This is a genomic window from Janthinobacterium sp. GW456P (assembly GCF_002127655.1).
GTDB lineage: Bacteria > Pseudomonadota > Gammaproteobacteria > Burkholderiales > Burkholderiaceae_D > Janthinobacterium.
On sequence record NZ_NEHB01000005.1, the window covers coordinates 42,930 to 68,934 of the forward strand.

At 62.6% G+C, this 26,005-nt stretch carries 22 protein-coding genes; 15 read left to right on the plus strand and 7 right to left on the minus strand.

Annotated elements, in window-relative coordinates; all coding sequences use genetic code 11:
- Nucleotides 1-35 precede the first annotated feature (35 nt).
- The 5 genes from CBW66_RS06950 to CBW66_RS28925 are packed head-to-tail and all read left to right on the plus strand — an operon-like array spanning nucleotide 36 to nucleotide 2,869.
- A complete protein-coding gene (locus CBW66_RS06950; protein WP_086136578.1) occupies nucleotides 36-1,676 on the plus strand; it encodes a SulP family inorganic anion transporter in 1,641 nt (546 codons plus the stop codon).
- Nucleotides 1,673-2,062: an Imm1 family immunity protein gene (locus tag CBW66_RS06955; protein WP_086136579.1), complete on the plus strand. Its 390-nt coding sequence runs from the start codon at nucleotides 1,673-1,675 to the stop codon at nucleotides 2,060-2,062. Before CBW66_RS06950 ends, CBW66_RS06955 begins: the two co-directional genes overlap by 4 nt.
- A 1-nt stretch (nucleotide 2,063) precedes the next feature.
- Nucleotides 2,064-2,336: a hypothetical protein gene (locus CBW66_RS06960; RefSeq protein WP_086136580.1), complete on the plus strand. Its 273-nt coding sequence runs from the start codon at nucleotides 2,064-2,066 to the stop codon at nucleotides 2,334-2,336.
- Nucleotides 2,326-2,703 carry a DUF2750 domain-containing protein gene (locus tag CBW66_RS06965; protein ID WP_170933033.1) on the plus strand — a complete coding sequence of 126 codons (378 nt, stop codon included), beginning with the start codon at nucleotides 2,326-2,328 and terminating at the stop codon, nucleotides 2,701-2,703. Before CBW66_RS06960 ends, CBW66_RS06965 begins: the two co-directional genes overlap by 11 nt.
- The gene (locus CBW66_RS28925; RefSeq protein WP_170933034.1) at nucleotides 2,696-2,869 is read left to right on the plus strand and encodes a hypothetical protein; all 174 of its coding nucleotides are present in this window, start codon (nucleotides 2,696-2,698) and stop codon (nucleotides 2,867-2,869) included. The genes CBW66_RS06965 and CBW66_RS28925 overlap by 8 nt, the downstream gene beginning before the upstream one ends.
- A gap of 2 nt (nucleotides 2,870-2,871) precedes the next feature.
- Here CBW66_RS28925 and CBW66_RS06970 read toward each other — a convergent pair whose 3' ends face one another.
- From CBW66_RS06970 to tssF, 7 genes are all read right to left on the minus strand, one after another.
- A complete protein-coding gene (locus tag CBW66_RS06970) occupies nucleotides 2,872-3,351 on the minus strand; it encodes a GNAT family N-acetyltransferase (protein ID WP_086136582.1) in 480 nt (159 codons plus the stop codon).
- A 71-nt stretch (nucleotides 3,352-3,422) separates the two neighbouring features.
- The gene (locus tag CBW66_RS28930; RefSeq protein WP_230492222.1) at nucleotides 3,423-4,550 is read right to left on the minus strand and encodes a T6SS immunity protein Tli4 family protein; all 1,128 of its coding nucleotides are present in this window, start codon (nucleotides 4,548-4,550) and stop codon (nucleotides 3,423-3,425) included.
- 3 nt (nucleotides 4,551-4,553) lie between these two features.
- Nucleotides 4,554-6,407: a triacylglycerol lipase gene (locus CBW66_RS06980; RefSeq protein ID WP_086136583.1), complete on the minus strand. Its 1,854-nt coding sequence runs from the start codon at nucleotides 6,405-6,407 to the stop codon at nucleotides 4,554-4,556.
- Nucleotides 6,404-8,998 carry a type VI secretion system Vgr family protein gene (locus CBW66_RS06985; protein ID WP_086136584.1) on the minus strand — a complete coding sequence of 865 codons (2,595 nt, stop codon included), beginning with the start codon at nucleotides 8,996-8,998 and terminating at the stop codon, nucleotides 6,404-6,406. The genes CBW66_RS06980 and CBW66_RS06985 overlap by 4 nt, the downstream gene beginning before the upstream one ends.
- 12 nt (nucleotides 8,999-9,010) lie before the next feature.
- Nucleotides 9,011-9,265 carry a PAAR domain-containing protein gene (locus CBW66_RS06990; protein WP_086136585.1) on the minus strand — a complete coding sequence of 85 codons (255 nt, stop codon included), beginning with the start codon at nucleotides 9,263-9,265 and terminating at the stop codon, nucleotides 9,011-9,013.
- A 29-nt stretch (nucleotides 9,266-9,294) separates the two neighbouring features.
- Nucleotides 9,295-10,284: a type VI secretion system baseplate subunit TssG gene (gene tssG / locus CBW66_RS06995; RefSeq protein WP_170933035.1), complete on the minus strand. Its 990-nt coding sequence runs from the start codon at nucleotides 10,282-10,284 to the stop codon at nucleotides 9,295-9,297.
- Nucleotides 10,284-12,089 (minus strand): type VI secretion system baseplate subunit TssF, encoded by a 1,806-nt coding sequence (tssF, locus tag CBW66_RS07000; protein ID WP_086153616.1) that lies wholly within the window; start codon nucleotides 12,087-12,089, stop codon nucleotides 10,284-10,286. Before tssF ends, tssG begins: the two co-directional genes overlap by 1 nt.
- A 175-nt stretch (nucleotides 12,090-12,264) precedes the next feature.
- Here tssF and tssK point away from each other — a divergent pair, with 175 nt between their 5' ends.
- The 10 genes from tssK (at nucleotide 12,265) to CBW66_RS07050 (ending at nucleotide 25,995) form a co-directional block, all read left to right on the plus strand.
- Entirely contained in the window at nucleotides 12,265-13,611 is a 1,347-nt protein-coding gene (gene tssK, locus CBW66_RS07005) for a type VI secretion system baseplate subunit TssK (RefSeq protein ID WP_086136588.1), read from the plus strand.
- A 162-nt stretch (nucleotides 13,612-13,773) separates the two neighbouring features.
- Nucleotides 13,774-16,839 carry a PAS domain-containing hybrid sensor histidine kinase/response regulator gene (locus CBW66_RS07010; RefSeq protein WP_086142919.1) on the plus strand — a complete coding sequence of 1,022 codons (3,066 nt, stop codon included), beginning with the start codon at nucleotides 13,774-13,776 and terminating at the stop codon, nucleotides 16,837-16,839.
- A complete protein-coding gene (locus CBW66_RS07015) occupies nucleotides 16,836-19,001 on the plus strand; it encodes a HAMP domain-containing sensor histidine kinase (RefSeq protein ID WP_086136589.1) in 2,166 nt (721 codons plus the stop codon). Before CBW66_RS07010 ends, CBW66_RS07015 begins: the two co-directional genes overlap by 4 nt.
- 174 nt (nucleotides 19,002-19,175) lie before the next feature.
- Nucleotides 19,176-21,386: a GGDEF domain-containing response regulator gene (locus CBW66_RS07020; RefSeq protein ID WP_086136590.1), complete on the plus strand. Its 2,211-nt coding sequence runs from the start codon at nucleotides 19,176-19,178 to the stop codon at nucleotides 21,384-21,386.
- Nucleotides 21,387-21,540: 154 nt separating this feature from the next.
- On the plus strand, nucleotides 21,541-22,383 hold the full coding sequence (locus CBW66_RS07025) for an urease accessory protein UreD (protein WP_230492221.1): 843 nt from the start codon (nucleotides 21,541-21,543) through the stop codon (nucleotides 22,381-22,383).
- A 38-nt stretch (nucleotides 22,384-22,421) separates the two neighbouring features.
- Nucleotides 22,422-22,724 (plus strand): urease subunit gamma, encoded by a 303-nt coding sequence (locus CBW66_RS07030; RefSeq protein WP_034751936.1) that lies wholly within the window; start codon nucleotides 22,422-22,424, stop codon nucleotides 22,722-22,724.
- Nucleotides 22,725-22,754: 30 nt separating this feature from the next.
- A complete protein-coding gene (locus tag CBW66_RS07035) occupies nucleotides 22,755-23,084 on the plus strand; it encodes an urease subunit beta (RefSeq protein ID WP_034751935.1) in 330 nt (109 codons plus the stop codon).
- A gap of 1 nt (nucleotide 23,085) precedes the next feature.
- Complete coding sequence (gene ureC, locus CBW66_RS07040) at nucleotides 23,086-24,786, plus strand: urease subunit alpha (RefSeq protein WP_086136591.1); 1,701 nt, start codon at nucleotides 23,086-23,088, stop codon at nucleotides 24,784-24,786.
- Nucleotides 24,787-24,799: 13 nt separating this feature from the next.
- Entirely contained in the window at nucleotides 24,800-25,315 is a 516-nt protein-coding gene (gene ureE, locus CBW66_RS07045; protein WP_086136592.1) for an urease accessory protein UreE, read from the plus strand.
- Nucleotides 25,315-25,995, plus strand: coding sequence for an urease accessory protein UreF (locus CBW66_RS07050; RefSeq protein ID WP_086136593.1), 681 nt, complete (start codon nucleotides 25,315-25,317; stop codon nucleotides 25,993-25,995). The genes ureE and CBW66_RS07050 overlap by 1 nt, the downstream gene beginning before the upstream one ends.
- The last annotated feature ends 10 nt before the right edge of the window (nucleotides 25,996-26,005 follow it).

The following is a 26,005-nucleotide window of genomic DNA, read 5'->3' on the forward strand; positions in this document are numbered from 1 at the left end:
GATAGGCTTCGGTTTTCAGATTTTGGGATCGCATCATGCTGCTTTGGCTCAGGCAATACCGGCGTCCTCTGTTGGCCGGGGACATCACTGCCGGTATCGTTGTCGCCATGATGATGGTGCCGCAAGGCATGGCGTATGCGCTGGTGGCCGGCTTGCCGCCCGTGGTGGGCATCTACGCCAGCATCCTGCCGCCCGTGCTGTACGCCTTGTTCGGCAGCAGCATGACGCAGTCCGTCGGCCCCATGGCCATCGTCTCCCTGATGACGGCCGCGGCCCTGGCGCCGCTGGCCGACCCCGGTTCCTCGCTGTACATCGTGCTGGCCGCCCAGCTGGCCTTCATCAGCGGCCTGGTCCTGTTGCTGTGCGGCGTGCTGCGCCTGGGCTTCATGGCCAGTTTCCTGTCGCGCCCCGTGATCAGCGGTTTCAGCAATGGCGCCGCCATCCTGATCATCTGGGGGCAGATCACGCCCTTGCTGGGCGCAACGCTGCCCCACTGGCACGCGCCCAGCCTCGTGCTGGGGCTGTCGGGCCTGCTGTTCCTGTGGCTGGCCAAACGGTACGCGGCGCGTGTGCTTGTGCGCTGCGGCCTGAACAAGGTGGCCGCCGACGTGGGCGCGCGCCTGGCGCCGATGGCGCTGGTGCTGGCCGGCATCGCGCTGGTCGCCTATGGCGGCCTGGAAGCGATGGGCGTGCAGACGACGGGCCATGTGCCCAGCGGCTTGCCGGGCCTGAACCTGGCCACCTCGAGCGCCCATTGGCGCACCTTGCTGTCGCCGGCGCTCTTGATCGCTTTCATCATCTTTTTGATGAGCATGTCCGCCGCCCAGACCCTGGCGCAAAAGCGCGGCGAGAAGCTGCACACGAACCGAGAATTGCTGGGCCTGGGCGCGGCCAACGTGGCCAGCGCGCTGTCGGGCGGCTTTCCCGTCACGGGCTCGATTTCGCGTTCGGCCGTCAATTTCCAGGCGGGCGCCAATACGCCCTTGGCCAGCATCATCACGGCAGGCCTGCTGGCGCTGGCGCTGGTGGCGCCAACGGGCTGGCTGGCCCTGCTGCCGCTGCCCGTGCTGGCGGCCACCATCATCTTTGCCGTCAGCAGCCTGCTGGACTGGGATACCTTGAAATTGTCGTGGCGCTACGACCGCAGCGATGCGCTGGCCCTGCTGGCGACGACGGCCGGCGTGCTGGTGCTGGGCGTGGAAGCGGGCGTGGTGATCGGCGTGCTGCTGTCGATGGGGACGTTGATCTGGCGCGCCAGCCGCCCCCATATCGCCGTGCTGGGCCGCATCCCGAATAGCGAGCACTTCCGCAACGTGGAGCGTTATGAAGCGCAGACCTTGCCGGATGTTCTGCTGCTGCGCATCGATGCGGGCCTGTTCTTCGGCAACGTCGAAGCCGTCACGGAGCGCGTGGAAGACGAGTTGCGCGGCCACCCGACGGCGCGCCACCTGGTGCTGGTGCTGTCGGCCGTGAACCAGATCGACAGCACGGCCTTGCTGGGCTTGATCGAGCTCAACAGCACGCTGGCCAAGCGCGGCATCAGCCTGAACCTGGCCGAGGTGAAAGGCCCCGTGATGGACCGTTTGCGCCAGAGCAGTTTATTGAAAGACCTGAGCGGCAAGCTGTACCTGAGCACGGCGCTGGCGACGAACGATTTGAGCGGGAGCACAACATGACAATGGAATTGAATCTGCACGGCGAGGCGCATGCCGTCGCCAATATCCTTGCGCTGGAACAAATGCTGCAGGAAGCGCGCGCGCTGGCCCAGTGCGAGCTGTGGCTGACCATGGCGACCGATGCGGAACAGGGCCCGGCCCTGTGCATGTTGCGCAATGGCGGCAACGCCTGGCTGATGTATCTGTCGGGCCAGGACGACCTGAGTTTTCACTCGCTGGGCGACGAGGAGGCGGACGGCGTTTGCAGCTACCTGCTGGCGAATGGCCAGGTGGATGAATATCCGGAAGCCTGGTGCGTGGACGCGGAACACTGTCAGCGGGCCTTGGCCGATTTTTTCAGGATGGGCGGCGCGCGGCCTGCCGTCATTGCGTGGGAGGCGGATTGATATGGCGCACACCGTCATCGCCGACATCGACACAGATTTGCTCGCCGCGCTGGAGTCCGGGGCAGATTTGCTCACGCTGCGCGCCATCCTGCTGCGCTACCATGCCAGCGGCGCGACGGCGGCGCAAGTGGCCGGCTTGTTGCAGGAACTGCGTCCCGCCACGCAGGAGGGCGCGCTGGAAGACGTGATACTCGATGCCCTCGACATGGTGACGGGCTGGTGCGCGCCGCATCTGCGGGTATGGGATGAGGCAGGGGAAAACCGTGCATCCTGAAAAGTTCAAGCAGGTGATGGACCTGCCGTCCGCCGAACGCCATGGCTATTTTGTGCGCAAGGTGGCCGATACGCAAGAAGTGTGGGGTTTGCACCATGAGGGCTGGGCCACGGCGCAAGCCCATGGGCAGGTGGCGATACCGTTCTGGCCGGAAGCGGCATACGCGCAAGCGTGCGCCAGCGGCGACTGGGCCGGTTTCCAGCCGCGCGCCATCGCGCTCGACGATTTTTTGACTAAGTGGCTGCCGGGCATGGCGGGCAACGGCCAGCTGGCGTCCGTCTTTCCCGTGCCGCAAGGCCGCGCCGGCATCGCGGCGCCGGACGATTTACGGAGGGATTTACAGCATGAGGCAGAACAATATGAGTGAGCACAAGGAACGCCTCGACGCCTGGTACGACGGCTCGTCCATTTGCCTGATCGCCGTCGGTGCGCACGGTGATCCGCTGGACCTGGGCGACGACGAAGTGCGCGCCCTGATCGCCAAATTGCAGCGATGCCTGGCCGAGTCCGAGGCAGGCGCGGTGCCTGACTGAAGTCAGACCGCCATCAGCGCTTTTTCCATCGCCACGCTGGCCAGGCTGATGCCGCTTGGGTGCGCATACGCTTCTTCGCGCAAGGCGACAAAACCGGCGGCCCGGTAAAACGGCTCCGCATTGAGCGACGCGGACAGGTGAAGGCGGACGATGCCGTGCCCGCGCGCCAGCTGCTCCAGCGCCGCCAGCAGGCGCTTGCCGATACCGAGTCCCGCGCGCGCGGGATCGACGAATACGGCGTCCACTTCCTGTTTATTTATGTCCAGCATGGCGTAGCCGGCAATGGCCCCGTCGTGCATGGCGACGATGGCGCCACCGGCGGCCAGCATGGCCGCATACGCTTCCGGCACGGGCGAAGCCGTCCACACAGCAATTTGCTCAGGCGCATAGTGCGTGGCGCAACTGACGCGCACGGCCACCGTGCGCAGGGCCCACAGGGCGTCGATTTCGTCGGGCAGGGCGGGGCGCAGGGTGATGGTCATCGAGGTTTTCCGGGCAAAAGGCCATGCTAGCGCAATAGCTGACATGGCGCCAGCGAGGGCTTATCGAGCCGTCATTGCGCCGGCTTGTCCGGATCGATGTAGTAGGATCCCGGCGGCGCACCCGGCACTTTCACCCGGAACTTCAGGCCGGACAGCAGTTTGTCCCACAAGGCGATGGCTTCTTCGTCGGTCAGCGACGCCGCTTCGGCGGCACCGACCATGTTGTGGGCGACTTTGGTGTACATGGATGCTTCCAAGACCGCTGGATAGGCGATATCGCGCGGCGTACCCACCAGCGTCCATTCAAAATCGTGCACGCCATCGGTACGCCGTATCAACGATTCCTCGCCATGCCAGTGCTGCACGTCACGTTTGCCTTCGCGTAGCAGGGTACGAGAAGGGTAGTTCCTGCCTTGCTGGTCTTTCGCCTGCTGGATACGAGAAAGTAATGATAATTTCCCGCGTACTTTTGCATCATATTCAGCAGGAGGATAATCGCCGTAGGCATCTTTATTCGCAGTGATGGAAAATGTTACATCCGGCAAGCTGGGAAAATACAGGCCCGCATCCGCCATTTCCTGACTATCATACTTGTCGTCGCTCATGAAGCCGCCTTCTAAGCAATGACCGGGTTCGGCAGGAATTTCATCTTGGTGACGCAGACGCAGACTATTCGCTCGCATTAACTGTGTGGTAGCCGCACTTTTAACCGTTCCACCTTTGGGAGTAGAGCCGGTAAGAATGTACGTAATATCTCCTTTGTTAATATACGTACTGAATAAAACATTGCCATCTTCTTTGGAAAATTTATTGTCAAAATAGCGAATTTGCCAACTGTTTTTTATGGGCCCATTTTCGTTGGATATTATTTCAGAAGACTGGTTGTTGAATCTTATTTTTCTTAAGTCTTCTGTTATTTTTTCATCTTTTGCAATAATTCCGCCTTTTATGACTTCAATTCTTGATGGGAATGATATTTTTCCGTATATTAATTCAGCCTCCTTTGGAATTTCTATAGAATAACGTCCGAAACAGACAATTTTTGTTTTTAAAAATAGTGCATCCAAGCGTTTGCTGAGTTTGAAATTTCCAGGCATTATGGTCTCCTTGGGTGAATTTCTTTTCGCGTAGGTGGATAGAAATACCATTGCAATAACTGTGATCATGAGGAAAATTTTTTTCTGTATCTTATTATTCATGGCTTACTCCCATTTTGCCGTCTTGGCAATTTGTACGATGGAATACAGCATGGATGCCATTACATTTGTATCGGCGTAGCTGTTCTGGTGTTCATAACCGTTTGCTTCCGCCGTGCCATGTATGAAAAGTGAGCCTGTGATGTGCCGGGCAGAACGATCTGATGGTACGGTGCCGTCACCGCGTGCACTAGCTGGCTGTAGCTGCAGTTTTAAGCGTTTCCCTCCTGCTTGGACGAGGAGTTGCCCCTTGCTATCATCTTCAAGTAATTTCCATTTTTCAGGTAGCGGCTCAAATTTATTCCATGGATCGGTAGAGCCGCTGTGAAGACCTTCAATTAATTTAAATACGACATCGCCATAACTTAAGAAGTTCCTCGATGCGCAATAGCTTGCATAAGTGTTAGGATGAAACGTTTTTTCTATGGATGATAGAAATTCTGTGGCTAATTTTAATCGGTTCATTACCATTTCCAGGCCGCCTCCATTATCAGATGATATGCGTGCCGGATTTACCCAGTTTGGATTGATGAGTCGCCACCATGCATGGGCTGGTTGAAGGTAAATGCTTTCCAGTGCAGTCGCCTTATCGCGAGGCCAGCTCCATAAAACTTTATCCTGTTCATCTATAATTTTCAGCCAATTCTGGCCATATGCCGCACCTGGCATCATTTCGAGTGGCGCCGGTGCGTTTGCTAGAATTGCGGTAGCGTGTTCGCCGTCGATCCCTAGAATGCGGGCCTCTATTTCCGCTACAGAACCTTCTCTTTCCTGAAAACCAAAACGCATGCGTTTATATGCCCCTGCGGCTCCAATGGTTGGCATCACGTTGTGATAAATGCCCAGAATTTTCACATCTTTATCATCAAGCATCTTTCCATAGCTGGGGTGTATCAATGCACGGGCCAGCAAGCCCCCCATGCTATGCGTGACGATGATGACTTCGTTGCATTTGAATCCGCGTTGCTGGTAGCCTTTGACCAGACCGCGTAGTCGCTCTGCAATAGTGACGGCGGATACCCCATTGCTCTTAATAAAGTTGTAACCCATTGCATGCACGGGATACCAGCAAGGAGCGATTTTCTTTAAATCGCTGACGGTAATGGCTTTGCCAGATGACGCGCCAAAATTTGTTGGATCTTGCAAAAGCAGTGCACCAACGCCGCTCGTTTGACGCCAGACAGGATGTACCTTACCTTCGGAAATCATGTTGTTGAGATGCAATTCGGCAGCCCGTAGCATTGTTCCGTACGCACCAGCAAATAGCACTTCACTCCATCCTCGCCAACGGGCTATTTGAGCTGGGCTTTGATACGAACAGGCTTTACCTTGATTCGGACGTGTTGTTGTCGCGATCCTGTTAGTCCCCATCAAGGGAGGAATGGGGGTAAAGCTATCGGGTACATTTTGATGCCGTGCATCTGCGGCTTTGGTTTCAGCACCGTCTGGATCGAAGCGGCTATTGCTCTCCGTATAGTGGTAGTACTCCACTTCGGTTTCAGTGGGATCAAACACCAATTGCCGCTGCCGTGGCGACGCCTCTTTGAACCAGCCGCCCAAGCCCTTGCCTGTAAGGATAGCCGTCGTGCCGCCCGCACCCATCATATCGTCTGGCCGCCAAGCCCGATTGTCTGGACGGCGCAATTCGTCCTGGCGAACCTTGCTCATTCGTAGATTGCTGCCCATCACGCCCGGCAGGAAAATGACAGGAATGACTTTGCCTGGTGGCACGGTGACGTCATGCCGAGCAGTATCTTTCGTTTCCGTCATCGAAACAGCGAGTTCCGCCCACCCTCCCACGCCTTGGCTAAACTTTGCAGGATGATTGCCGCGCTTATTCAAGTCATCACATTTGCTCATGGCAGTTCTCCCTTATAGCGAATGATGTAGCTGTCCATGCCGGCGGATTTTTGTAGTTGCGTGGAACCGTCTTGCGCGCTTTTGCCGGCCATGTTGCCGTCATCACGCAGGATTTCAAAAGCAACGCCAACGGCCGGCGTATCGTCGACATTCACTAGCAACACTTCCTGGTCAAAACTGCTGTGCGGCCGCTCATTGAATTCCTGCGACACGCTCTTCGGCGCCAGGGTTTCCAGGTTGCCGTTGAAGAGCACGGGCGAGGAAGTAAAGAACTGCACCTTGTCGCTGATTTCCAGCATGTGGTTGGCGCCGTGCAGGCGTACGCCTTTTTTGCCCTTGATGTTGACCCAGTCCGCTTCGCTGATCAGCGACAGCACTTTCCGGGCAATGATTTCCACTTCGTCGCTCTGGGCTTCGATGGACACCTTGCCGCTGGCGGCAATCAGTTTCATGCCGGCCTTGTGCACGAACAGGCTGAAGCTCTTGGCGATGCTGGCAAACATGCTGTCGCCGCTGGCGAGGGAGATATTCTTGCTGCTGGTGAGCGCCACATGTTCGCTGGCGGCCAGGTGGATCGACTGGGTTGTGCTCAATTCGATGCCGGCCGGGCTGGCCAGCACCAGGTGGGGTTCGGACAGTTCCGGAAAATTGCCGCCGGCGCCCTTGATGGCGGTATTTTGCCGCTGGATGGCCTCGGCCACGGCGCCTTGCTGTGCGGCGCTGTCTTGCGCGCCTGCATCGACGGCCATGCCGGCCAGTCCCTTTTGCAGTTGGCGCGCTTGCGCCAGGCGGGATTGCGTTTCGTCGAGCTGCTTCACCGACGCGGCCCCTGCCGGTGTTTCGGTGGTGATCAGCATGCCTTTGCTGGCGCGCAGGGCGCCCCAGGCGTTGCTGGACAGCTCGAATCCTTCTCCGCGCGCGTCCTTGCGGCCCGCGTTGTCGTCGATGCGGGTGATATTGCCCAATGACAAACGGCTGTCCTGATGCTCGCTGCGCAGCTGTGCCTGGATCGCCCCCTTGGTATCGTCGAGCACAAGATGGTTGGCGCTGCGGGCGCCCAGTTCGCGGCTGCGCACGCCGGACAGCGCGCGCTGCTGCGGCAATTGCCATGGCGGCGGGTTGGCGCTGTTGTAGACCACGCCGATGACGATGGGATGGTCGATATTGCCGTCCTGGAATTGCACGACGACTTCCTGGCCCACGCGCGGCAAGGCGATGTGTCCCATTTGCGGTCCCGCCATCGGCATCATGACCCGTATCCATGGGGAGCTGTGTTCATCGAATTCGCCCAGGCGGTCCCAGTGAAATTGCAGGCGGATGCGTCCCAGTGCATCGGTATGGATTTCCTCCCCGGCGGGCCCGACCACCAGTGCCGTCTGCACGCCGGCAACGATACAGGGCGTGCTATTGTAGCCACGGCCTGGTCTCCAGCGGATGTCCCGGCGCACGCAGGTGAGCGTGTTCGCGTAATGCGATGGAGCGCCCGCTTCAGCCTGATAATTATTGCTGGCGATATGCTCGGCTGACAGGATCAGGTACTCGCGTTCGGCAATACTGTCCGGGCGCTCCTCGCCATGCTGATAGCGTTTTTCCTCGGCGCTGAAGTGTCCATCGAGCCGGAAACAAAGGCCGGGCTGCGCGCCGCGGTGATTGCCGGCCGCTTCAAAATACTGGCGCAGATGGTCGCTTTCTTCCATGCGGCGCTGTGCCAACGCCTCTCCATCATCGACATTCCCGTAGCCATAGGCGCCCGTGTTTTCATACAGTTCGTGGGCAAATACATCACCCTGGCGATTCAGCGAGTAGCCGCTGGCCAGATGGGGCCTGGGATTTTTATAGTCGAAGCTGGCCAAGGTCAACTGCCCGGAGCCGAGCCGGCGTACGGCTTGCCACTGCTGGAGGCCATCGTCTTCCAGGGAGCCCGACTCGGCGTGGAAACGCATGGCGCCGTCACCGGACGCCGTGGCGATCATGTCCGCCAGGGTGCTGTTGTCGGCGAGCCAGAGCGTATGGCCATCGGCGCGGTGTTCATACCAGTAATGCCAGCCCAGCGCTTCCCAGCGCCGGTGCAAGTGGTTGTAATCGGTTTCATTGTGCTGGTTGGCGCAGGTGATTTGCGGGTCGTCGCCGTGGAGGCTGGTTTTCCAGTCGCGCTGCGCATAGTGCGCAAACGTCGTTTCGGTCAGCTGCATCACGCTTTGGCCATGAAAGGAGACGTTGTCCTGGCGCAGCCGGGCAAAGGCCAGCCACGGTTGCAGCACCATCCGGTACCAGGCGAAACCGCCGTCGGCGCGCAGCAGGCAGAATTCGCCCACATAGCCGTTGAAGTGGCGCAGTGTGCCATCGTCGCGCACCATGGAAATGGTCACCATGCGGCCCATCATGGCCTTGAGTGCAATATGCGCGTCATCGGACAGCAGTTCAGCCTCGAAACGGAAATCGCGCGACACCTCTTCCCTGGCGGTCAGCGAATTGACCAGCAGGATGGCGCCGGCCGGTCCATCGTCATGGGGGAATTCGATCTTCAGCAGGCGCCGTTCTTGCGCGGCGAGGTCGAAGACCGACAGCGCCGCCTGGATGCGTGCATGCATGGCCTGCCTCCGTTATAGCGATGTGATCAGGTGGGCGCCGCAGGCGGTGGCATCGCCGTCATAAGCGTACGGCTTGCCCATGTGTTTTGCGCCGGCGCCGTCCGGCGTGATCGGAAAGCTGCCCTTACATTTGGGGCAGAAGGTTGTGTCATCGGCCAGCGCCGCCGTCTTTCCCATCACGGTGCTGCCCGACGATGCGCTGGTGACTTTGCCGCCGTGATCGGTTGCGTCTCCAAGCCGGATGACGCCGCGTCCCACATGTTTCATGATTGCCTCGCTTTCCAGGGATGAACTGCTCAAGCCAGTTGCAGCAAATAACGCACTTCGGCGCCGCGTACCTTGCCTTGTGCTGTCTGCAAGAACGTCGTCCAGCCAAGGCGCCGTCTTTCTGCAGGGTTGGCGCTTAGAAGCAGGGGAGTAATGCATGGCGGACTCAATATCAGCCGCACTTCATATTGCAAATCTGGTACGCCAAACAGCGCCAGCATCTTTGCCAATGCCGCCGCACCTGCGCTACGCGGCAGGAAACGTTGCAGACCGGCGGGATCCAGCGGGCCGATATGCAGGCAGACACGCCTGTCGTGGCGCCAAAGCCGCAGGCCAAGCGTTGCGCCGCGCGCCAGAACGAAGTTGACACCGCCCAGCAGGCTGCGCCGGTTTTTTTCCAGATAGTCCCAGCTACCGACAAATTGTTGCAATGCGACGGGCACGCCGCAGTATTCGGCCAGCGCCGGGCCGATCGCTTGCGCGGAGACGGGGCGGCAGCGCAGCAGACCCGCGTACCAGGCCGCGGCGTCCTGCGTCACGGCATCGGGTTCGGCGCTCGACGGCAGCGCATCGCGCTGCACACCGGCCAGTGCCATCAGCAAAGGCAGTTGCGCATCCCTTGCCTGGGTCTGGAGCGTCGATTCCAGTCGATACTTTTCCCATGCCTGGTAATACAGCGTGAGCATGCGGTGGGAAAAGATATCGAGGAAGGCCGAGACGCCGGCGTCCTTGCTCGACAAGCGGTAGGCGGCGATGCGTTCCGAGTGGTGCAAGGGCAAGGTGCCAGCGACGCCCAGAAAACGCATGAACGCCGGTATCAAGGTCACTTGTTCGTTGTCGTCGAGTGTAAGCCGTTCGATTTCGCTGGCCGGAAAACTCATGGACAGGCTGTTCTTGAAGCGCAGCACCTGGCTGAAGGCTTGCGTATGGGATATGTTCTGCCGATGCAGCCAGCTCAGCAGAATACGCACCGCCTGCACGAACTGGTAGCGGTAGGGCTCGGCCAGCAAATGGTGCATTACACCAGATTCTGCAATCCGCTTCTTGGTTTGCATCGGATCAGCTCCTCTCCGCTTTGCAGTGACAGCACCACCAGTTCGATAAAACTGTTGATTTGTACATACAGCCCGAGGAAGTGATCGATCACCTGCACAAACAGGTGCATGCCGCTGCCGATAAAGGCTTCCTCGTCGAGCGTGATACGCACTTCCACGCCATGCGCCAGCGAGGTGCCGCGCCTGTGCCGCAGCCATGTCGTGGTCGGCGAGTGCGCCAGCGCGACGATGCCGCCGATCTGGCGTTGTGAACTTGCCGATTGGGACAGGTCGTACAGCGTCAGCATTTCGCGCAGCGCCGGCAGTCCCTCCTGGACCAGCGCATGATGATTCAGCGCCAGATGCGAAATCAGGCGCCAGTGCAGACCCGTGCCCGGTGAAAAGCGTCGCGGCTGGCTCGGGCGTCGCAGCATGTGCAGCGCGGGTCCGCCAGCACATGGCTGCAAATCTCCTTGCGGCTGGCCGTATTTGAGTGCCAGGGGAAGATCGCGGTTGCTGCATCTCAGCGACAGCGACAAGCTGGCCTTTTCATGGATCAGGGGATTGAAGTCGCTGTCGACCAGCGTGATGTTCTTTTCGTGACCCGGACTTCTGATGGCCAACGTCGTATCGTGGCGCATGATCCAGTAATGGCCTTGTTGCGCCGCCCCCTCGCCATGGCGCAGGCTGTACAGCGGGCGAAATTCGGTCAGCGTGCTTTCGCCGCCGCGTTGGCGCAGCAAACGCACCGCGTCGACGGAGACGACTTCGTAACCATGCGCATGGGTGGCATGGGCCAGCACGGGATAGTCGGTTTTCTGCCGGGTGACGGAGATCGGTACGCCTTCCTGGCGAAAGAGATTGACCGCCGGACTGCAGCCCAGCTTTAAGTTGTCGCTGGAAATGCTGGACAACATGCGCGCCGTAGCGGAATCGGGCCGCAAACCGGCCATGCACAGATGCAGGGTAAAGCGCTGGCAAGCAAGCGGCACGGCGGCACTCAGCGCCGCGACATCAATGTCGAAGAAATTGAATTTTTCCGGATACGCAAAATACTCGCTCAGGATGCGGTAGGCCGGCTGCGAACGGGCGCCAAAAGGTATCAAGGCATCCGAGTCGGCGAAGCCGACTGGGGTCAAAGGCACGGTGGGCAAGGCCATCCATTGCGCCGCGTCGGTCGACACAAAAGCACAGACGGTATGCATGAACAAGGCATCGCGCAGTGCGGCTGAAAAAGACGCTTCTCCATCGATGAAAACGCGCAGCGATGCGGGCGCCGCATCGAGATGCCGGATGCCGATGTTCAGCGAGGAACTGGCTGACGCCGGCAGGCGCACGCCCGGTGGCGCCTTGATCATCGCATCGAAAACGGCGCTGTCCAGTAGCGATGCTCCTGTCGTCATMTCGTAKGCCGTCTTGAAGCGGCAGCGTACGCCACGCACCGGCGCTGTATCCATTTCACTGCCGGCAGACAGGTGCAATACGCCCGCTCCAGCCGCTGGGGCGCACTGGCGCACGATGCTGCAGGATGGGAAGGGGCGCAGATAATGGGGGAACAGGGCTTCGAACAAGGCTTCGGTAAATTGCGGATAGTCGTCATCGAGCCGTTTTGAGATGCGTGCCGCCAGCATGGCCACCGATTCGATCAAGTGTTCCACGTGCGGATCTTCGCAAGACTCGCCGGACATGTGCAATTTGCCGGCGATTCTCGGATAGCGCTCGGAGAATTCACGGCAATGTCGCCGCAGCATCACCAGTTCCCGTTCGAAATACGGCAGCAAGTCTTCCATCTTTCTTTTCCTGTGGCCTTGCGGTGGAATGGCCAGTATCCGAGCGTTTGTTCCAAGGAAAATTGCGTTTGCGCAAATAATTGAACAGGGTTACTGCGCAACATCAAGGACTTCCACGCTGGCAACATCAGACTGGCAAAGCAGAAAGATTCCAACGGTCAACACGGAGAATGCAATGACATTGCCATCCAAATTACTGTGGTCCGAAGGCCTGGCCATCGGTCCCCAGCAATTCCAGCAGCTGGACCGCTACCATGAAGCGCGCCTGCAACGTCTGGCTTCATTAATCAATCCACATTTATGGGGCGTGCATGGCGTCAGCTGGAATGCGGATGCACTGGCCAACCAGAGCCTGCGCGCGGATGCCATGTCGCTTGTCTTTCAGGACGGCGAACTGTTTGAAGCGCCGCTGGGCGATGTGCTGCCCAATGCGGTTGACCTGTCCAAACTCCCTTCGAGCGAACACAGTTTTACCTTTTATGCCGCGCTGCCCGCGCTGCAGGCACATGGCGGCAATGTGAGCTCTGCCGGTGCGCGTTATGTCCAGGCCGATATCGAAACCCCGGATCTGTACAGCGAGGCAGTCAGCATAGACGTGGCTTACCTGAAGAAACGCGTGTATCTGCTGTCCCAACTGGACCCCCTGAATGATTACCTTGCCATCCCGCTGATCCGTTTGTACCGCACTGGCAACGGCGGCTTTGACATCGATGCCTCCTTCATTCCGCCTGGCCTGACCATCAGTGCAGAATCCTCGCTGCAGAAAATGCTCGATGCGCTGATCGACCGCATGGGCGCGAAAATTGAGGCGCTGTACAGCCGCCACCGTCAGCCTGGCAACAATACGGTGGAATTTCATGGCGGGGATGTTTCCTCGTTCTGGATGCTCCATACCTTGAGCATGGCCAGCGCCACGCTCAGTCATTGCGCCAGTTACCGGCGCCACCATCCCGTGTATTTGTTTGAAAAACTGATGGCATTGGCCGGTGGATTGATGACGTTCTCAAAAAAATATACATTGGGCGACTTGCCCGCTTATTGTCACGATGACGCGGCTGCCGGCTTCGGCAAGCTCGATGGCATCATTCGTGACCTGATCGATACCGTGCTCCTGTCGCGTTATTTCCCGATCGCGCTATCGAACGACGCGCAACAGAACACCCACTATTACGGCGTGCTTGATGCCAAGCGGATTGACCGTCAGACCGAACTGTGTCTTGCGGTAAACGCCGACATGCCGGCGCTGGAACTGGTCGCCACGGTGCCGTTGCAGTTCAAGATTTCATCTCCGGATAATATCGAACTGCTACTGGGCAGGGCGCTGCCCGGGGCCGAGTTGCGTCATATGGCCCAGGTTCCCGCCGAGGTGCCAGTACGGCCCAATACGTATTACTTTTCGATCGATAACAAGGGCAGTATCTATGACAGCATGATCAAGGCCCAGGCGATGGCGATTTATGTGCCCTCTGGCATAAAAGGGCTGAAGCTGGAATTGTTCGGCATCAGTAGCACCGCCGCGTAACGATGCTTGGCCTGGCGCTCCGGTGTATTGTCAAAAGATTGCCCTAAGGAATAGACTTGCCCCTGCAGTTGACGTTATCATGTTTTTGTAAGTGTCGGTGGCTGAATAGTCGGCGCATGGTTGAAACATGGTGACAGGCGAGGGCGAGCATGGGCATGGCGAATGATGCGTAAGGTGCCTGGCGGTGCGACGGGCAGGGCAGCGGTGCGCCGCTGCGGCCGCGCATTGCTGCTGGCATTCTGTGTCGCCGCGGCACCGGCCGCCGTGCCAGCCGCGGCGCCAGCCGCCGCGCCGCCGCACCAGGGGCAGCGCGTGCTGTTCCTCAACGCCTACGATTACGGCCGCGCCGGCGTGGAATCGTACACGCGCACCTATGTGGCCGCCATGGCTGCGGCGGGCCTGGCCAGCGAAGACATCATGGTCGAGCACCTGAACCTCAATACCCAGGGCGACCCGGCGCTGCGCAACGAGATGCGTGATTTGTTGCTTTTAAGATACACACAGATGATGGGGCGCAAGGCCGACCTGATCATCGCCATGCAGCAGCCGGCGCTCGATTTTTTGTTGTCCGACCTGGTGCCGCTGGCGCGCGGCGTGCCCGTGCTGGCGATTAATACCTCGGGCAAGGCTTTGCCTGCCGGCAGTCCGCTCGCCATCTGGCAGCAAAAGGCGAACGTCGATTTTCCCGGCACCCTGGCGCAAGCGATGGCGCTGTTCCCGGAAACCAAAACCATCGTCATGGCCGTCGGCACTAGCGAGGCCGACCAGGCCTTGAAACGCAGCATGCAGCAGGCGGCGCAGGCGTGGCAGGGCAGGGTTTATATCGAGTATCTCGACGGCCTGACCTTGGCGCAGATGCGCGTGAAGGTGGCGCACCTGCCCGCCGATACGCTGCTGGTGGCCGGCAACGTCAACCGCGACGTGGCCGGCGCCATCGCCACGCCCGTGCAGTTTGCCGGTGAACTGGCGCGGCTGGCGAACGTGCCCGCCTTCGGCATGTACAACACGAGCGCGGGCAAGGGCATCCTGGGCGGCTCCCTCCTGCACATCGAAGGGGCCGCGCAGCAGGTGGCGCAGCTGTCGCTGGCCGTCTTGGACGGCAAGACGCCTGCCGCGCCGGGCGCCCTGCTGCCGCCGGTCCGCCCCGTGCCGATGTACGACTGGGAACAGCTGCAGCGTTGGGATGCCGACATCAGCCAGTTGCCGCCGGACACGCTGTTCTTCAACCGCCCGCCGCAGTTGTGGCACGAACACCGCGCCGCCGTGCTGCTGGCGGCCGGCGTCTTCATCGTGATGGCGGCCTTGCTGAGCGCCTTGCTGCTGCAGCGGCGGCGTCTGCGCCGCGCAGAGAGCGAGGCGCGCGAAAGCGAACAGCGCTTCCGCATCCTCGTCGAGCATGCGCCTGAAGCGATCGTCGTGTATGACCTGGATCAGGACCGCTTCATCGATGCCAACAGCAGTGCGCAGCGCATGCTGGGCATGTCGCGCGAAGCGCTGCTGGCGCGCGGGCCGTTCGACCTGTATAGCACGGAGCAGCCCGACGGCATGCCTTTGGGTCTGATGATGGAAGAGCATCTGCGCCGTGCCATGCTGGGTGAACCTATCCTGGTCGAGCGCCATGTGCGGCGCGCCGACGGCAGCGTCTTTCCCTGCGAAGTGCGGCTGGTGCGCTTGCCGATGGACGGGCGGCGCCTGGTGCGCAGCGGCATCGTCGACATTTCCGAGCGCAAGCAAAGCGAGCAGGAGCTGCTTGGCTACCGCGACCACCTGGAAGAACTGGTGCAGCAGCGCACGGCCGCCCTGTCGGTGGCCGTCACCGAGGCCGAATCGGCGAACCGCGCGAAAAGCGTTTTTCTCGCCAACATGAGCCACGAATTGCGCACACCGCTCAATTCCGTGATCGGCTTTTCGCAGATGATGGCCGATTCGAGCAGCATGTTCGAGGAAGAAAAACACAACCTGGCCATCATCAACCGCGCCGGCCACCATTTGCTGACCTTGATCAACGATATCCTGGAATTGTCGAAAATCGAGGCGGGCCGCATGCAGCTGCAAACGGGACCCGTGGACTTGAATGGCTTGCTCGACGAGGTGCTCGAGATGGTGCGCATGCGTTCGAGCGACCAGGGCATCGCGCTGCGGCTCGAGCGCGACGGCGTGCCCCCGCTGGTGCGCCTCGACGGCGCCAAGCTGCGCCAGGTGCTGCTCAATTTGCTGTCGAACGCGCTCAAGTTCATCGAGCAGGGCAGCGTGACCCTGTCGCTGACCTGCCAGGCGGACGACGATGGGCAAATGGCGCTGGCGTTTGCCGTGCGCGATACGGGCAGCGGCATCGCGGACGCGGACCTGGAACGCATCTTTGAACCGTTCGTGCAGGCCGACAGCGCCGTGGCGCAGGCGGGCACGGGACTGGGGCTGACCATTTCGCGCGAATTCGTGCGCCTGATGGGCGGCGAGCTGCGCGTCGAATCGACCTTGGGCGCCGGTTCCCGCTTCAGTTTTGAGCTGCACGCGCCCGCGCTGCGGCAGCCGGCCCTCGCGGCGCAGGCGCCTGGCCGCGTGGCGCGCCTGCCGCCATCCCAGCGCGGGCGCATGGTGCTGCTGGTCGACGATGACGACAACTGCCGCAAGCTGCTGGCCGGCTTGCTGGCGCCGCTGGGCTTCCAGTTGCAGGAAGCGGCGGGCGGCGTGCAGGCGCAAGCGATGCTGGCGGCGCAACGCTACGACATCGTGCTCAGCGACTGGCGCATGCCGGACATGGACGGTTTGGCGCTGACGCGCTGGCTGCGCGCGCAGCCGGCGCTGGTGCAGCCGCGCCTGGTGATCATGACCGCCTCCGCCTTCGAGGAAGAAAAGCAGGAGGCGCTGGCGGCCGGCGCCGACGGCTTCCTGCGCAAACCGATCGAGCAGGAACACTTGTTCGCCATGCTGGAGCAGCAACTGGGCCTGCGCTTCCAGCGCACTGCCGCCCAAGCGCCGCGCGTGCCGGCCGCCGCCTTCGACCTGCAACAGGCGCTGGGCCAGCTGAGCGCCGCCCAGCGGCAGGCGCTGCTCGAATCCGTGCAAGCCCTCGATTTGCGGCGCAGCGCCATCGTGCTGGCCGGCGTGGCGACCAGCCTGCCGCAGCTGACCGCGCACATCGCCGCCATGCTGGAGCAGCACCAGTACCAGCCGCTGTGCGCCCTGCTGGCGCAGCCAACCAGCGAGCCGCAGGGCGAAGGCGCATGACGGCATACGCACCCAAAGATGCGCGCCTGGGCGGCGTCTCCATCGTGCTGGCCGTCAGCGTGGCGCTGACCTTTGTCGTCACCGCGCTGCTGCTGGTGTTTGCCGTGCTGTTTTACCAGTCCGAACGCGAGCAGCGCTGGCAGCAGCTGCACCGCAGCCTGTCCGTGAGCGCGGACCAGCTGGCCGTGGCCATCGAACTGCCATTGTGGAATCTCGATGAGAAGCAGATGCAGGCCATCATGCGCAGCATGCTGGGCAAGCGCGAACTGGTGGCCAGTTCCCTCACGCCGGGCATCGGCAAGGAAGCGCTGGTCCTGCGCCGCACCGCGTCCGGCGCCATCGGCAGCTTTTCCTCGCTGTCCGCGGAGCCGGACTGGCTGGTGCAGCGGCGCCCCGTGACGATGGGAGGACAGGTCATCGGCAGCGTGGCCGTGTATGCGACGCCGGCCCTGCTGCACGCGCAGCTGCGCCAGCGCGCGCTGGGCATCGGCGCCATGATCGTGGCGCTCGACGTGATCCTCGTGGCCAGCATCTGGCTGCTGATGTGGTGCCTGATGCTCAAGCCCCTGAAGGCGATCGGCCAGTATGCGGCTGGCATCCAGGCGGGGCAGGGCGAAGCGTCCGGCACGCCGCCGAAAGCGTGGTTCCTGGGCGAGCTGCGCACCTTGTACCGTTCCATCCGCGACATGGTGGCGCTGCTCGACAGCCGCTACCGCGCCCTGCAGCGCAGCGAGGAGCGCGTGCAGATGGCCACCGGCGCGGCCAGCATCGGCATCTGGGACTGGAGTGTGGCGAGCGGCGAGCTGCAATGGGACGAGCAGCTGTACGCGCAGTTCAAGGCCGAGGCGGACAGCGGCGTGCCGCCCGCGGCGATCTGGCGCGCGGCGCTGCTGCCCGAGGACCTGCCGGCCACCAAAGAGGCCCTGCGCGCGGCGCTGGGCGCCGGCCAGGCGTTCACGCACGAATACCGCATCCTGTGGCCCGACGGCAGCATCCGCTACATCAAGGCCGACGCCGTGATCTTCCGCGACGGCCAGGGCCGGCCCGTGCGCCTGGTGGGCTCGAACTACGACATCACGGCGCACCGCGAGGCCGAACTGGAACTGCTGCGCCACCGCCATCACCTGGAAGAACTGGTGGCCGAGCGCACGAGCGCCCTGTCGGTCGCCGTCAGCCAGGCGCAGGCGGCCAACCGCGCCAAGAGCACCTTCCTGGCGAACATGAGCCATGAGCTGCGCACGCCCCTCAATTCCGTGATCGGCTTTTCGCGCCTGATGGCCGCCTCGCCGAACATGCAGGACGAGGAGAAGCGCAACCTGGCCATCATTCACCGCTCGGGCAACCATTTGCTCACCCTGATCAATGAAATTCTCGAACTGTCGAAGGGCGAGGCGGGGCGCCTGCAGGCGCAGACGGCCGTGGTGGCGCTGGCGCCGCTGCTGCAGGAAGTGATGGACATGCTGGGCATGCGCGCCGAGCAGCAGGGGCTGTCCCTGCGCCTCGATTGCGCGGACCTGCCGGCGGCCGTGCTGCTCGACGCGACACGCTTGCGCCAGGTGCTGCTGAACCTGATGTCGAACGCCGTCAAGTTCGCCGGCGGCGGCGAAATCACCCTGCGCGTGCGCGGCGAGCGGCGCGATGGCGACCAATGGGCGCTGTCGTTCGCCGTCAGCGACACGGGCATCGGTATCGCCCCGGAGGACCAGCAGCGCATTTTCCAGCCCTTCGTGCAGGCCGACAGCGCGGGACCGAAGGATGGCACGGGGCTGGGCCTGGCCATCTCGCGCGAATTCGTGCAGCTGATGAACGGCGAACTGACGCTGGAGTCAACGCCGGGGCAGGGCGCCACCTTCCGCTTCAGCATCCCCGCGCAGGCGGCCGAAGCGCCCGTGCCTGCGCCTGTGCCGCTGCCCGTGGCGCCGGCGCCCGAGGCGTTGCCGGCACTGCGGGCACAAGACTTGCTGCTGCTGACAGGGGAAGAACGCGCCGCCTTGCTGGTGGCGCTGCGCGAACTGAACCTGGCCAGGGTGGCCCTGCTGCTGGCAGCCTTGCCGGCGGCGGCGGCGCCGTTGCTGGCGCCGCTGCAGGCCATGCTCGACCAGCATCAGTACCGCCAGCTGTGCGGCTTGCTGGAAAATGAGGGTGCGCTGGCGCAGGCGTGAAAGTGTGGGCTGACAACATCGGATTCGCAGAAAAGACGCACGGAGTGGCGCCAATGGATGGTGCTAAATTGCAATAAAGATTATGATGATAGTACGTAGTTCATCGCAAAGAAATGTCTTGTCCAGCGCGGCAACCGACCGCCGCGCCTCATCCAAAGCTGAGAGAACTGCTACATGCACCGCGATTTTTCGGAAGTGAACTCGAAGGGCGAAGTACTGATCGTTGAAGATACGCCGGCTTCGCTGAAGCTGTTGAGCGATTTGCTGGGCGGCGCCGGCTACGCGGTGCGCCAGGCGCCGAACGGCGAACTGGCCCTGTGGACGGCCCAGGCGCGCCCGCCGGAGCTGATTCTGCTCGACGTGCGCATGCCCGGCCTCGACGGCTTTGAAGTGTGCCGCCGCCTGAAGGAGATACCTTCCCTGCAGCAGGTGCCGGTGATCTTCCTGTCGGCTCAGTACGATACGGACGACAAGGTGCGCGGCTTTGCGCTGGGCGCCGTCGACTTTATCGCCAAGCCCTTCCAGGCCGAGGAAATCCTGGCCCGCACCGATGCCCATGTGCGCCTGGCGCGGGCGCAGCTGCAACTGGCGCAGGAGCGCGCCAACCTGGAACGGCGCGTGGCCGAACGCACGGCCGAACTGGAGCAGGTAGCCAGCACCCTGGCGCGCGAAGTGCAGATCCGCCGCGCGAATGAAGAATTGCTGCGCCTGTCGGGCCAGGTCTTCGAAGCGACCCAGGACGCCATCCTGATCACCGATCCGGCCGGCATCATCGTCACGGCCAATCCCGCCTTTACCCGCATCACCGGCTATGCGGCACAGGAAGTGGTGGGCACGGACATCATGCGCCTGCATGCCGAATACACGGGCGAAGCGGTGCTGCTGGCCCTGCGCCAGGGCTTGCGCAGCAGCGGCTGCTGGTCGGGCGAGGTGCAGACGCGGCGCAAGAGCGGCGACACCTATCCCTGCCTGCTTAGCGTCTCCACCGTGCATGGGCCCGATGGCGCCGTCGTCAACTATGTGGGCGTCTTCCTCGACATCAGCGAGCGCAAGGCCGAGCAGCATCTGATCGATTTCCTCTCCTACCACGATGCGCTGACGGGTTTGCCGAACCGCGTGCTGCTGCGCGAGCGCTTCGAACAGGCGCGCGCGAACGCCGTGCGCGACAGCCAGCAGGTGGTGCTGATGTGCCTGGACCTGGACCGCTTCAAGAACATCAACGATTCGCACGGCCAGGCCGTCGGCGACAAGGCGCTGCAAGTGGTGGCGCGCTTCCTGTCCGGCTGCGTGCGCGAGGGCGACACCGTGGTGCGCCAAGGCGGCGACGAATTCCAGATCCTGCTGCAGGACGACGCGCTGCTGGGGCGTACCCTGGGGCTGGCGCAAACCATCTTGGCCGGCTTGCGCGAAGAATTGAGTGTTGACGGCGAGCGCCTGGCGCTGACCACCAGCATCGGCATCGCCATGTGCCCGGCCGACGGCGACAGCCTCGACGACGTGCTGCGCCACGCCGACACGGCCCTCGTGCGCGCCAAGGAAATGGGGCGCGACCATTACGCCTTCTTCACCGAGCGCATGGGCAGCGATATCCGCGCCCGCCTGGCCATGCAGCAGCAGCTGCGCGGCGCCATCGGCCGCGACGAATTCGAAGTGCACTACCAGCCGCAGATGTGCTTGCGCACGGGCGCCATGCTGGGTGCGGAAGCGTTATTGCGCTGGAATAACCCTGTGCTGGGCAAGGTGCCGCCCGGCCTGTTCATCGCGCTGGCCGAGGAATATGGATTGATCACGGCCATCGGCGAGTGGGTGCTTGAAAGCGTGTGCGCGCAAATTCGCGTGTGGCACGATGCGGGCCTGGGCAGCATCAAGGTGGCCGTCAACCTGTCCGGCAAGCAGTTCGCGCAGGACCGCACGGTGCCGTTCGTCGAGGCGGCCCTGCGCAAGTACGGAATCGCGCCCGCCTGCCTGGGCATCGAGATCACGGAAAGCACGGTGATGGGCGACCCGGACAAGGCCGTGGCGGCCCTCACGCGCCTGAAGGACATCGGCGTGGGCATTTCGCTCGACGACTTCGGCACCGGCTATTCCAGCCTCGGTTACCTGAAGCGCTTTCCCATCGACGTGCTGAAGATCGACAAATCCTTCGTCGACGACGTCACCACCAGCAGCAGCGACGCGGCCATCGCCCGCTCCGTCATCTCGCTGGCGCACAACCTCGACATGCGCGTCATCGCCGAAGGCGTGGAAACGCGCGAGCAGGTCGACTTCCTGACGGAACACGGCTGCGATGAAATGCAAGGCTATTATTTCAGCCGCCCCCTGGGCGCCGCACTGTTTACGGCCTTGCTGCGCGAACGGCGCACCCTGGCCATGGCCCAGGCATAAGCGCCGCGGTGCGGCCGATGCACCATGGCAGTGCATCCGCTGCAACGCGGTGCGCAATGTTCACTTTTTCTTCCCCTGACGCTGGCACATATCCTGCTTAGGTAATCGCTTATTTACGCGATTGCCCCGCATGCCAGACAGCAGCCATCCAGTCATGCCTCCACCAGCCGGCGCACACGGCGCCTGGCAGGCGCACCTGCGCCTGGGCTTCGCGCTGCACGATGGCGTCAGCCGCCTCGTCGAGCGCACGCACAGCGGCCCCCTGCGCGTGCAAAAGCCCCTGTACCCGGAAGGCGATGCCGTCTGCCACGCCATCATCATCCATCCGCCTGGCGGCGTGGTGGGCGGCGACCAGCTGGCCGTCGACGCCACGGTGGGCGAGGGCGCGCACGCCTTGCTGACCTCGCCCGGCGCCGCCAAATGGTATCGCGCCAACGGCCATGTCTCGGGCCAGCACATCGTGCTGCGCGCGGTCAGCGGCGCGGCGATCGAGTGGCTGCCGCAGGAAAGCATTTTCTTCGACCAGGCTTGCGTGCGCCTGCGCCATGAGGTGGAACTGGCGGCGGACGCCGGCTACATCGGCTGCGACATCGTTTGCCTGGGCCGCAGCGCCGCGGGCGAAATTTTTAAGACGGGCAGCATCAGCCAGCAGGTGCGGATCCGCCGCGGCGGCAAGCTGCTGTGGTGGGAGCCGGGCGTGCTGGCCGCGGGCGGCGCCCTGATGGCCAGCCCCCTGGGATTGGGCGGGCACACGGTGTGCGCCACCCTGATCGCCGTCGGCACGCCCCTTTCTCCCGCCGTGCTGGCGGCCGTGCGCGCGATCGCCGTGCCGGCTGGCGCCGCGTTTGGCGCGACGCAGATGAAAGCGCTGGTGGTGGTGCGCCTGCTGTGCGGCGACAGCGAGGCGGCGCGCGCGATCATGCTGGCCGCCTGGCAGTTGCTGCGCCCCGCCATGCTGGGACGCGAGGCCGTCGTGCCCCGCATCTGGAACACTTAATCATAAAAGAAGCGCAGGAAAGAAGCGCAAGGAAAACCATGGACCTGACACCCCGCGAAAAAGACAAGCTGCTCATTTTTACGGCCGCGCTGCTGGCCGAACGGCGCCTGGCGCGCGGCTTGAAATTGAATTATCCGGAAGCGGTAGCCCTGATCAGCGCCGCCATCATGGAAGGGGCGCGCGACGGCAAGTCGGTGGCGCAGCTGATGTCGGACGGCACCAAGATACTTTCGCGCGCCGACGTCATGGACGGCATCGCCGAGATGATCCCCGACATCCAGGTGGAAGCGACTTTCCCCGATGGCAGCAAGCTGGTGACCGTGCACCACCCGATACCGTAACCATACAAGCGACATTGACAGGAGCCCCTCATGACCCCAGGCGAATACCAATTGGAAGAAGGTGAAATCAGCTTGAATGCGGGGCGCGCCACGGCCACCGTGGTGGTGGCCAATCGCGGCGACCGGCCCATCCAGGTCGGTTCGCACTTCCACTTTTTTGAAGTCAATCCGGCGCTGGCCTTCGAGCGTTGGCGCGCCTACGGCATGCGCCTCAATATCACGGCCGGCACGGCCGTGCGCTTCGAGCCGGGCCAGCAGCGCACGGTGGAACTGGTGGCGCTGGCGGGCGAGCGCAAGGTGTACGGTTTCAATGGCGAAGTGATGGGCGAACTGCAAGACACTCCACCGGGAAAGGATTGAGATGGCCAGCATTCCCCGCAGCGCGTATGCCGAGATGTTCGGCCCCACCAAGGGCGACCGCATCCGCCTGGCCGACACGGCACTGTTCATCGAGATCGAGCATGACTACGCGGTCTACGGCGAAGAGGTGAAATTCGGTGGCGGCAAGGTGATCCGCGACGGCATGGGCCAGTCGCAGCGCTGCGCGGCCGAGGTGATGGACACCGTCATCACGAATGCCGTCATCCTCGACCACTGGGGCGTCGTGAAGGCCGATATCGGCCTGAAAAACGGCCTGATCTTCGGCATCGGCAAGGCCGGCAATCCCGACATCCAGCCCGGCGTGACCCTGGTCATCGGCGGCGCGACGGAAATCATCGCCGGCGAAGGCATGATCGTCACGGCCGGCGGCGTCGATACGCACATCCACTTCATCTGCCCGCAGCAGATAGAGGAAGCCCTGATGAGCGGCGTGACGACCATGCTGGGCGGCGGCACGGGGCCGGCCGTGGGCACGGCCGCCACCACGTGCACGCCGGGACCATGGCATCTGCACGCCATGCTGGCGGCCGCCGACGCCTTCCCGATGAACCTGGGCTTCATGGGAAAAGGTAACGTCAGCCTGCCGCTGCCTTTGGTCGAGCAGGTGCGCGCGGGCGCCATCGGCCTCAAACTGCATGAGGACTGGGGCAGCACGCCGGCCGCCATCGACAATTGCCTGTCCGTCGCCGAGCGCATGGACATCCAGGTGGCGCTGCACAGCGACACCCTCAACGAGGGCGGCTTCCTTGAGCACACCCTGGCCGCCTTCAAGGACCGCACCATCCACACGTTTCATACGGAAGGGGCGGGCGGCGGCCATGCGCCCGACATCATCGCCGCCGTGGGCCAGCCCAACGTGCTGCCCTCGTCGACCAACCCGACGCGCCCATTCACCGTCAACACGCTCGACGAGCACCTGGACATGCTGATGGTGTGCCACCACCTGGACCCGGCCATTGCCGAAGACGTGGCCTTTGCCGAGTCGCGCATCCGCCGCGAAACCATCGCCGCGGAAGATATCTTGCACGATATCGGCGCCATCTCGATGATGTCGTCCGATTCGCAAGCGATGGGCCGCGTGGGCGAAGTGATCATGCGCACCTGGCAGACGGCGCACAAGATGAAGGTGCAGCGGGGGGCGCTGGCGCCAGACACGGCGCGCAGCGATAACTTCCGCGCCAAGCGCTACATCGCCAAGTACACGATCAACCCGGCCATCACACACGGGATTTCGCACGTGGTGGGCTCCATCGAGGCGGGCAAGATCGCCGACATCGTGCTGTGGAAGCCGGCCTTCTTCGGCGTCAAGCCGTCGATGATTTTAAAGGGCGGCATGATCGCGGCCGCGCAGATGGGCGACCCGAATGCCTCGATTCCCACGCCGCAGCCCGTGCATTACCGCATGATGTTCGGCGCCTTCGGCGGCGGCCTGAAAAAGTCGTTCACCTTTGTCTCGCAAGCGGCCTACGACCTCGATATCGGGCACCAGCTCAAACTCAATAAATCCATCATCGCCGTGAAAAACATGCGCGGCTTGCGCAAGGCGGACATGATCCACAACGGCGCCACGCCGCACATGGAAGTGGACCCGGAAACCTACGCCGTGCGCGCCGACGGCCAGCTGCTCGTGTGCGAGGCGGCGGCCGTGCTGCCCATGGCGCAGCGCTATTTTCTATTTTAAGCGGGAGACAAGCATGCTCACTTTGCATACCAAACTGACGGCAGAAGACCATCGCGCCGCCGTTGCTCAACTGGTACTGCCCTATGACCAGCGCGAAAAATGCCGGTTGCGCGCCGTGCTGTCAAATGGCGAGGACGTGGCCGTGTTCACCGTGCGCGGCACGGTGCTGCGCGACGGCGAGCGCATGACGGGGCCGGGCGGGCAGGTGGTGCGGATCGTCGCCGCGCGCGAACCGACCTATCTGGTGCGCTGCGCGGACGCGCATACCCTGCTGCGCTGCGCTTTCCACCTGGGGAACCGCCACACGCAGGCGCAGGTGGGCGACGGTTTTTTGCGCATCCGCAAGGACGTGGTGCTGAAGGAAATGCTCGAAGGCTTGCAGGCGACCGTGACGGAGGAAGAGGCACCGTTCGAGCCGGAAGCGGGCGCGTACGGCGGCGGCCATGGCCACCACGACGGCCACGGCCAGCATTTGCTGGCGCCCGTGCCGCTGCGGCAGAAAATCCACCGCCCCGGTGACACTGCGTGATGCAGGCGTCGGCCCTGCTGCATCTGCTGCAGTTTGCCAGTCCGGCCTTGCCGATCGGCGCCTACAGCTATTCGCAGGGGCTGGAAGCGGCGCTGGAGTCAAACCTGGTGACGGATGCGGCCACGGCGCGCGACTGGATCGCGCAACACCTGGCGCAGGTGGTGGCGCGCTGGGAAGCGCCCCTGTGCTGGCGTTTGATGCAGGCGTTTGAAGCGCAGGATCTGCGCGCCGTGCAGCGCTGGAGCGAGCGTTTCATCGCTTCGCGCGACACGGCGGAATTTCGCGCCGAAACCATCCAGATGGGCTATTCCTTGACCAAGCTGCTGGCCGAACTGGGCGTGGCGGACGGTGTCCTGATCGACATGCTGCAGGGCCAGCCGGAAGTGGCCCTGCCCACCGCGTATGCCTGCGCCGTGGCGGCGCTGGCCATTCCGCGCGAAGAGGCGCTGCTGGCCATGCTGTTCGCCTGGGCGGAAAACCAGGTGCTCGTTTGCGTGAAATCCGTGCCGCTGGGGCAGGTGGCGGGCCAGCGCCTGTTGCTGTCGCTGCGGCCGGACCTGGAAGCGGCGGCCCTCACGGCGCAAACCTTGGCAGACGACGAGATGGGCAACTGGGCGCCGGGCCTGTCGCTGCTGTCGATGCGGCACGAAGTGCAGTACAGCCGGCTTTACCGTTCCTGAATCATTCTAT

Coding starts and splice junctions, on each gene's coding strand:
- CBW66_RS06955 (WP_086136579.1), top strand. CDS start 1,673: ATGACAATGGAATTGAATCTGCACGGCGAGGCGCATGCCGTCGCCAAT.
- ureE (WP_086136592.1), top strand. CDS start 24,800: ATGCTCACTTTGCATACCAAACTGACGGCAGAAGACCATCGCGCCGCC.
- CBW66_RS07015 (WP_086136589.1), top strand. CDS start 16,836: ATGACGGCATACGCACCCAAAGATGCGCGCCTGGGCGGCGTCTCCATC.
- CBW66_RS07035 (WP_034751935.1), top strand. CDS start 22,755: ATGACCCCAGGCGAATACCAATTGGAAGAAGGTGAAATCAGCTTGAAT.
- CBW66_RS07025 (WP_230492221.1), top strand. CDS start 21,541: ATGCCTCCACCAGCCGGCGCACACGGCGCCTGGCAGGCGCACCTGCGC.
- ureC (WP_086136591.1), top strand. CDS start 23,086: ATGGCCAGCATTCCCCGCAGCGCGTATGCCGAGATGTTCGGCCCCACC.
- CBW66_RS07010 (WP_086142919.1), top strand. CDS start 13,774: ATGATGCGTAAGGTGCCTGGCGGTGCGACGGGCAGGGCAGCGGTGCGC.
- tssK (WP_086136588.1), top strand. CDS start 12,265: ATGACATTGCCATCCAAATTACTGTGGTCCGAAGGCCTGGCCATCGGT.
- CBW66_RS06960 (WP_086136580.1), top strand. CDS start 2,064: ATGGCGCACACCGTCATCGCCGACATCGACACAGATTTGCTCGCCGCG.
- tssG (WP_170933035.1), bottom strand. CDS start 10,284: ATGCACCATTTGCTGGCCGAGCCCTACCGCTACCAGTTCGTGCAGGCG.
- CBW66_RS06985 (WP_086136584.1), bottom strand. CDS start 8,998: ATGCATGCACGCATCCAGGCGGCGCTGTCGGTCTTCGACCTCGCCGCG.
- CBW66_RS06990 (WP_086136585.1), bottom strand. CDS start 9,265: ATGAAACATGTGGGACGCGGCGTCATCCGGCTTGGAGACGCAACCGAT.
- CBW66_RS06950 (WP_086136578.1), top strand. CDS start 36: ATGCTGCTTTGGCTCAGGCAATACCGGCGTCCTCTGTTGGCCGGGGAC.
- CBW66_RS07050 (WP_086136593.1), top strand. CDS start 25,315: ATGCAGGCGTCGGCCCTGCTGCATCTGCTGCAGTTTGCCAGTCCGGCC.
- CBW66_RS07030 (WP_034751936.1), top strand. CDS start 22,422: ATGGACCTGACACCCCGCGAAAAAGACAAGCTGCTCATTTTTACGGCC.
- CBW66_RS28930 (WP_230492222.1), bottom strand. CDS start 4,550: ATGAATAATAAGATACAGAAAAAAATTTTCCTCATGATCACAGTTATT.
- CBW66_RS28925 (WP_170933034.1), top strand. CDS start 2,696: ATGAGTGAGCACAAGGAACGCCTCGACGCCTGGTACGACGGCTCGTCC.
- CBW66_RS06980 (WP_086136583.1), bottom strand. CDS start 6,407: ATGAGCAAATGTGATGACTTGAATAAGCGCGGCAATCATCCTGCAAAG.
- CBW66_RS07020 (WP_086136590.1), top strand. CDS start 19,176: ATGCACCGCGATTTTTCGGAAGTGAACTCGAAGGGCGAAGTACTGATC.
- CBW66_RS06970 (WP_086136582.1), bottom strand. CDS start 3,351: ATGACCATCACCCTGCGCCCCGCCCTGCCCGACGAAATCGACGCCCTG.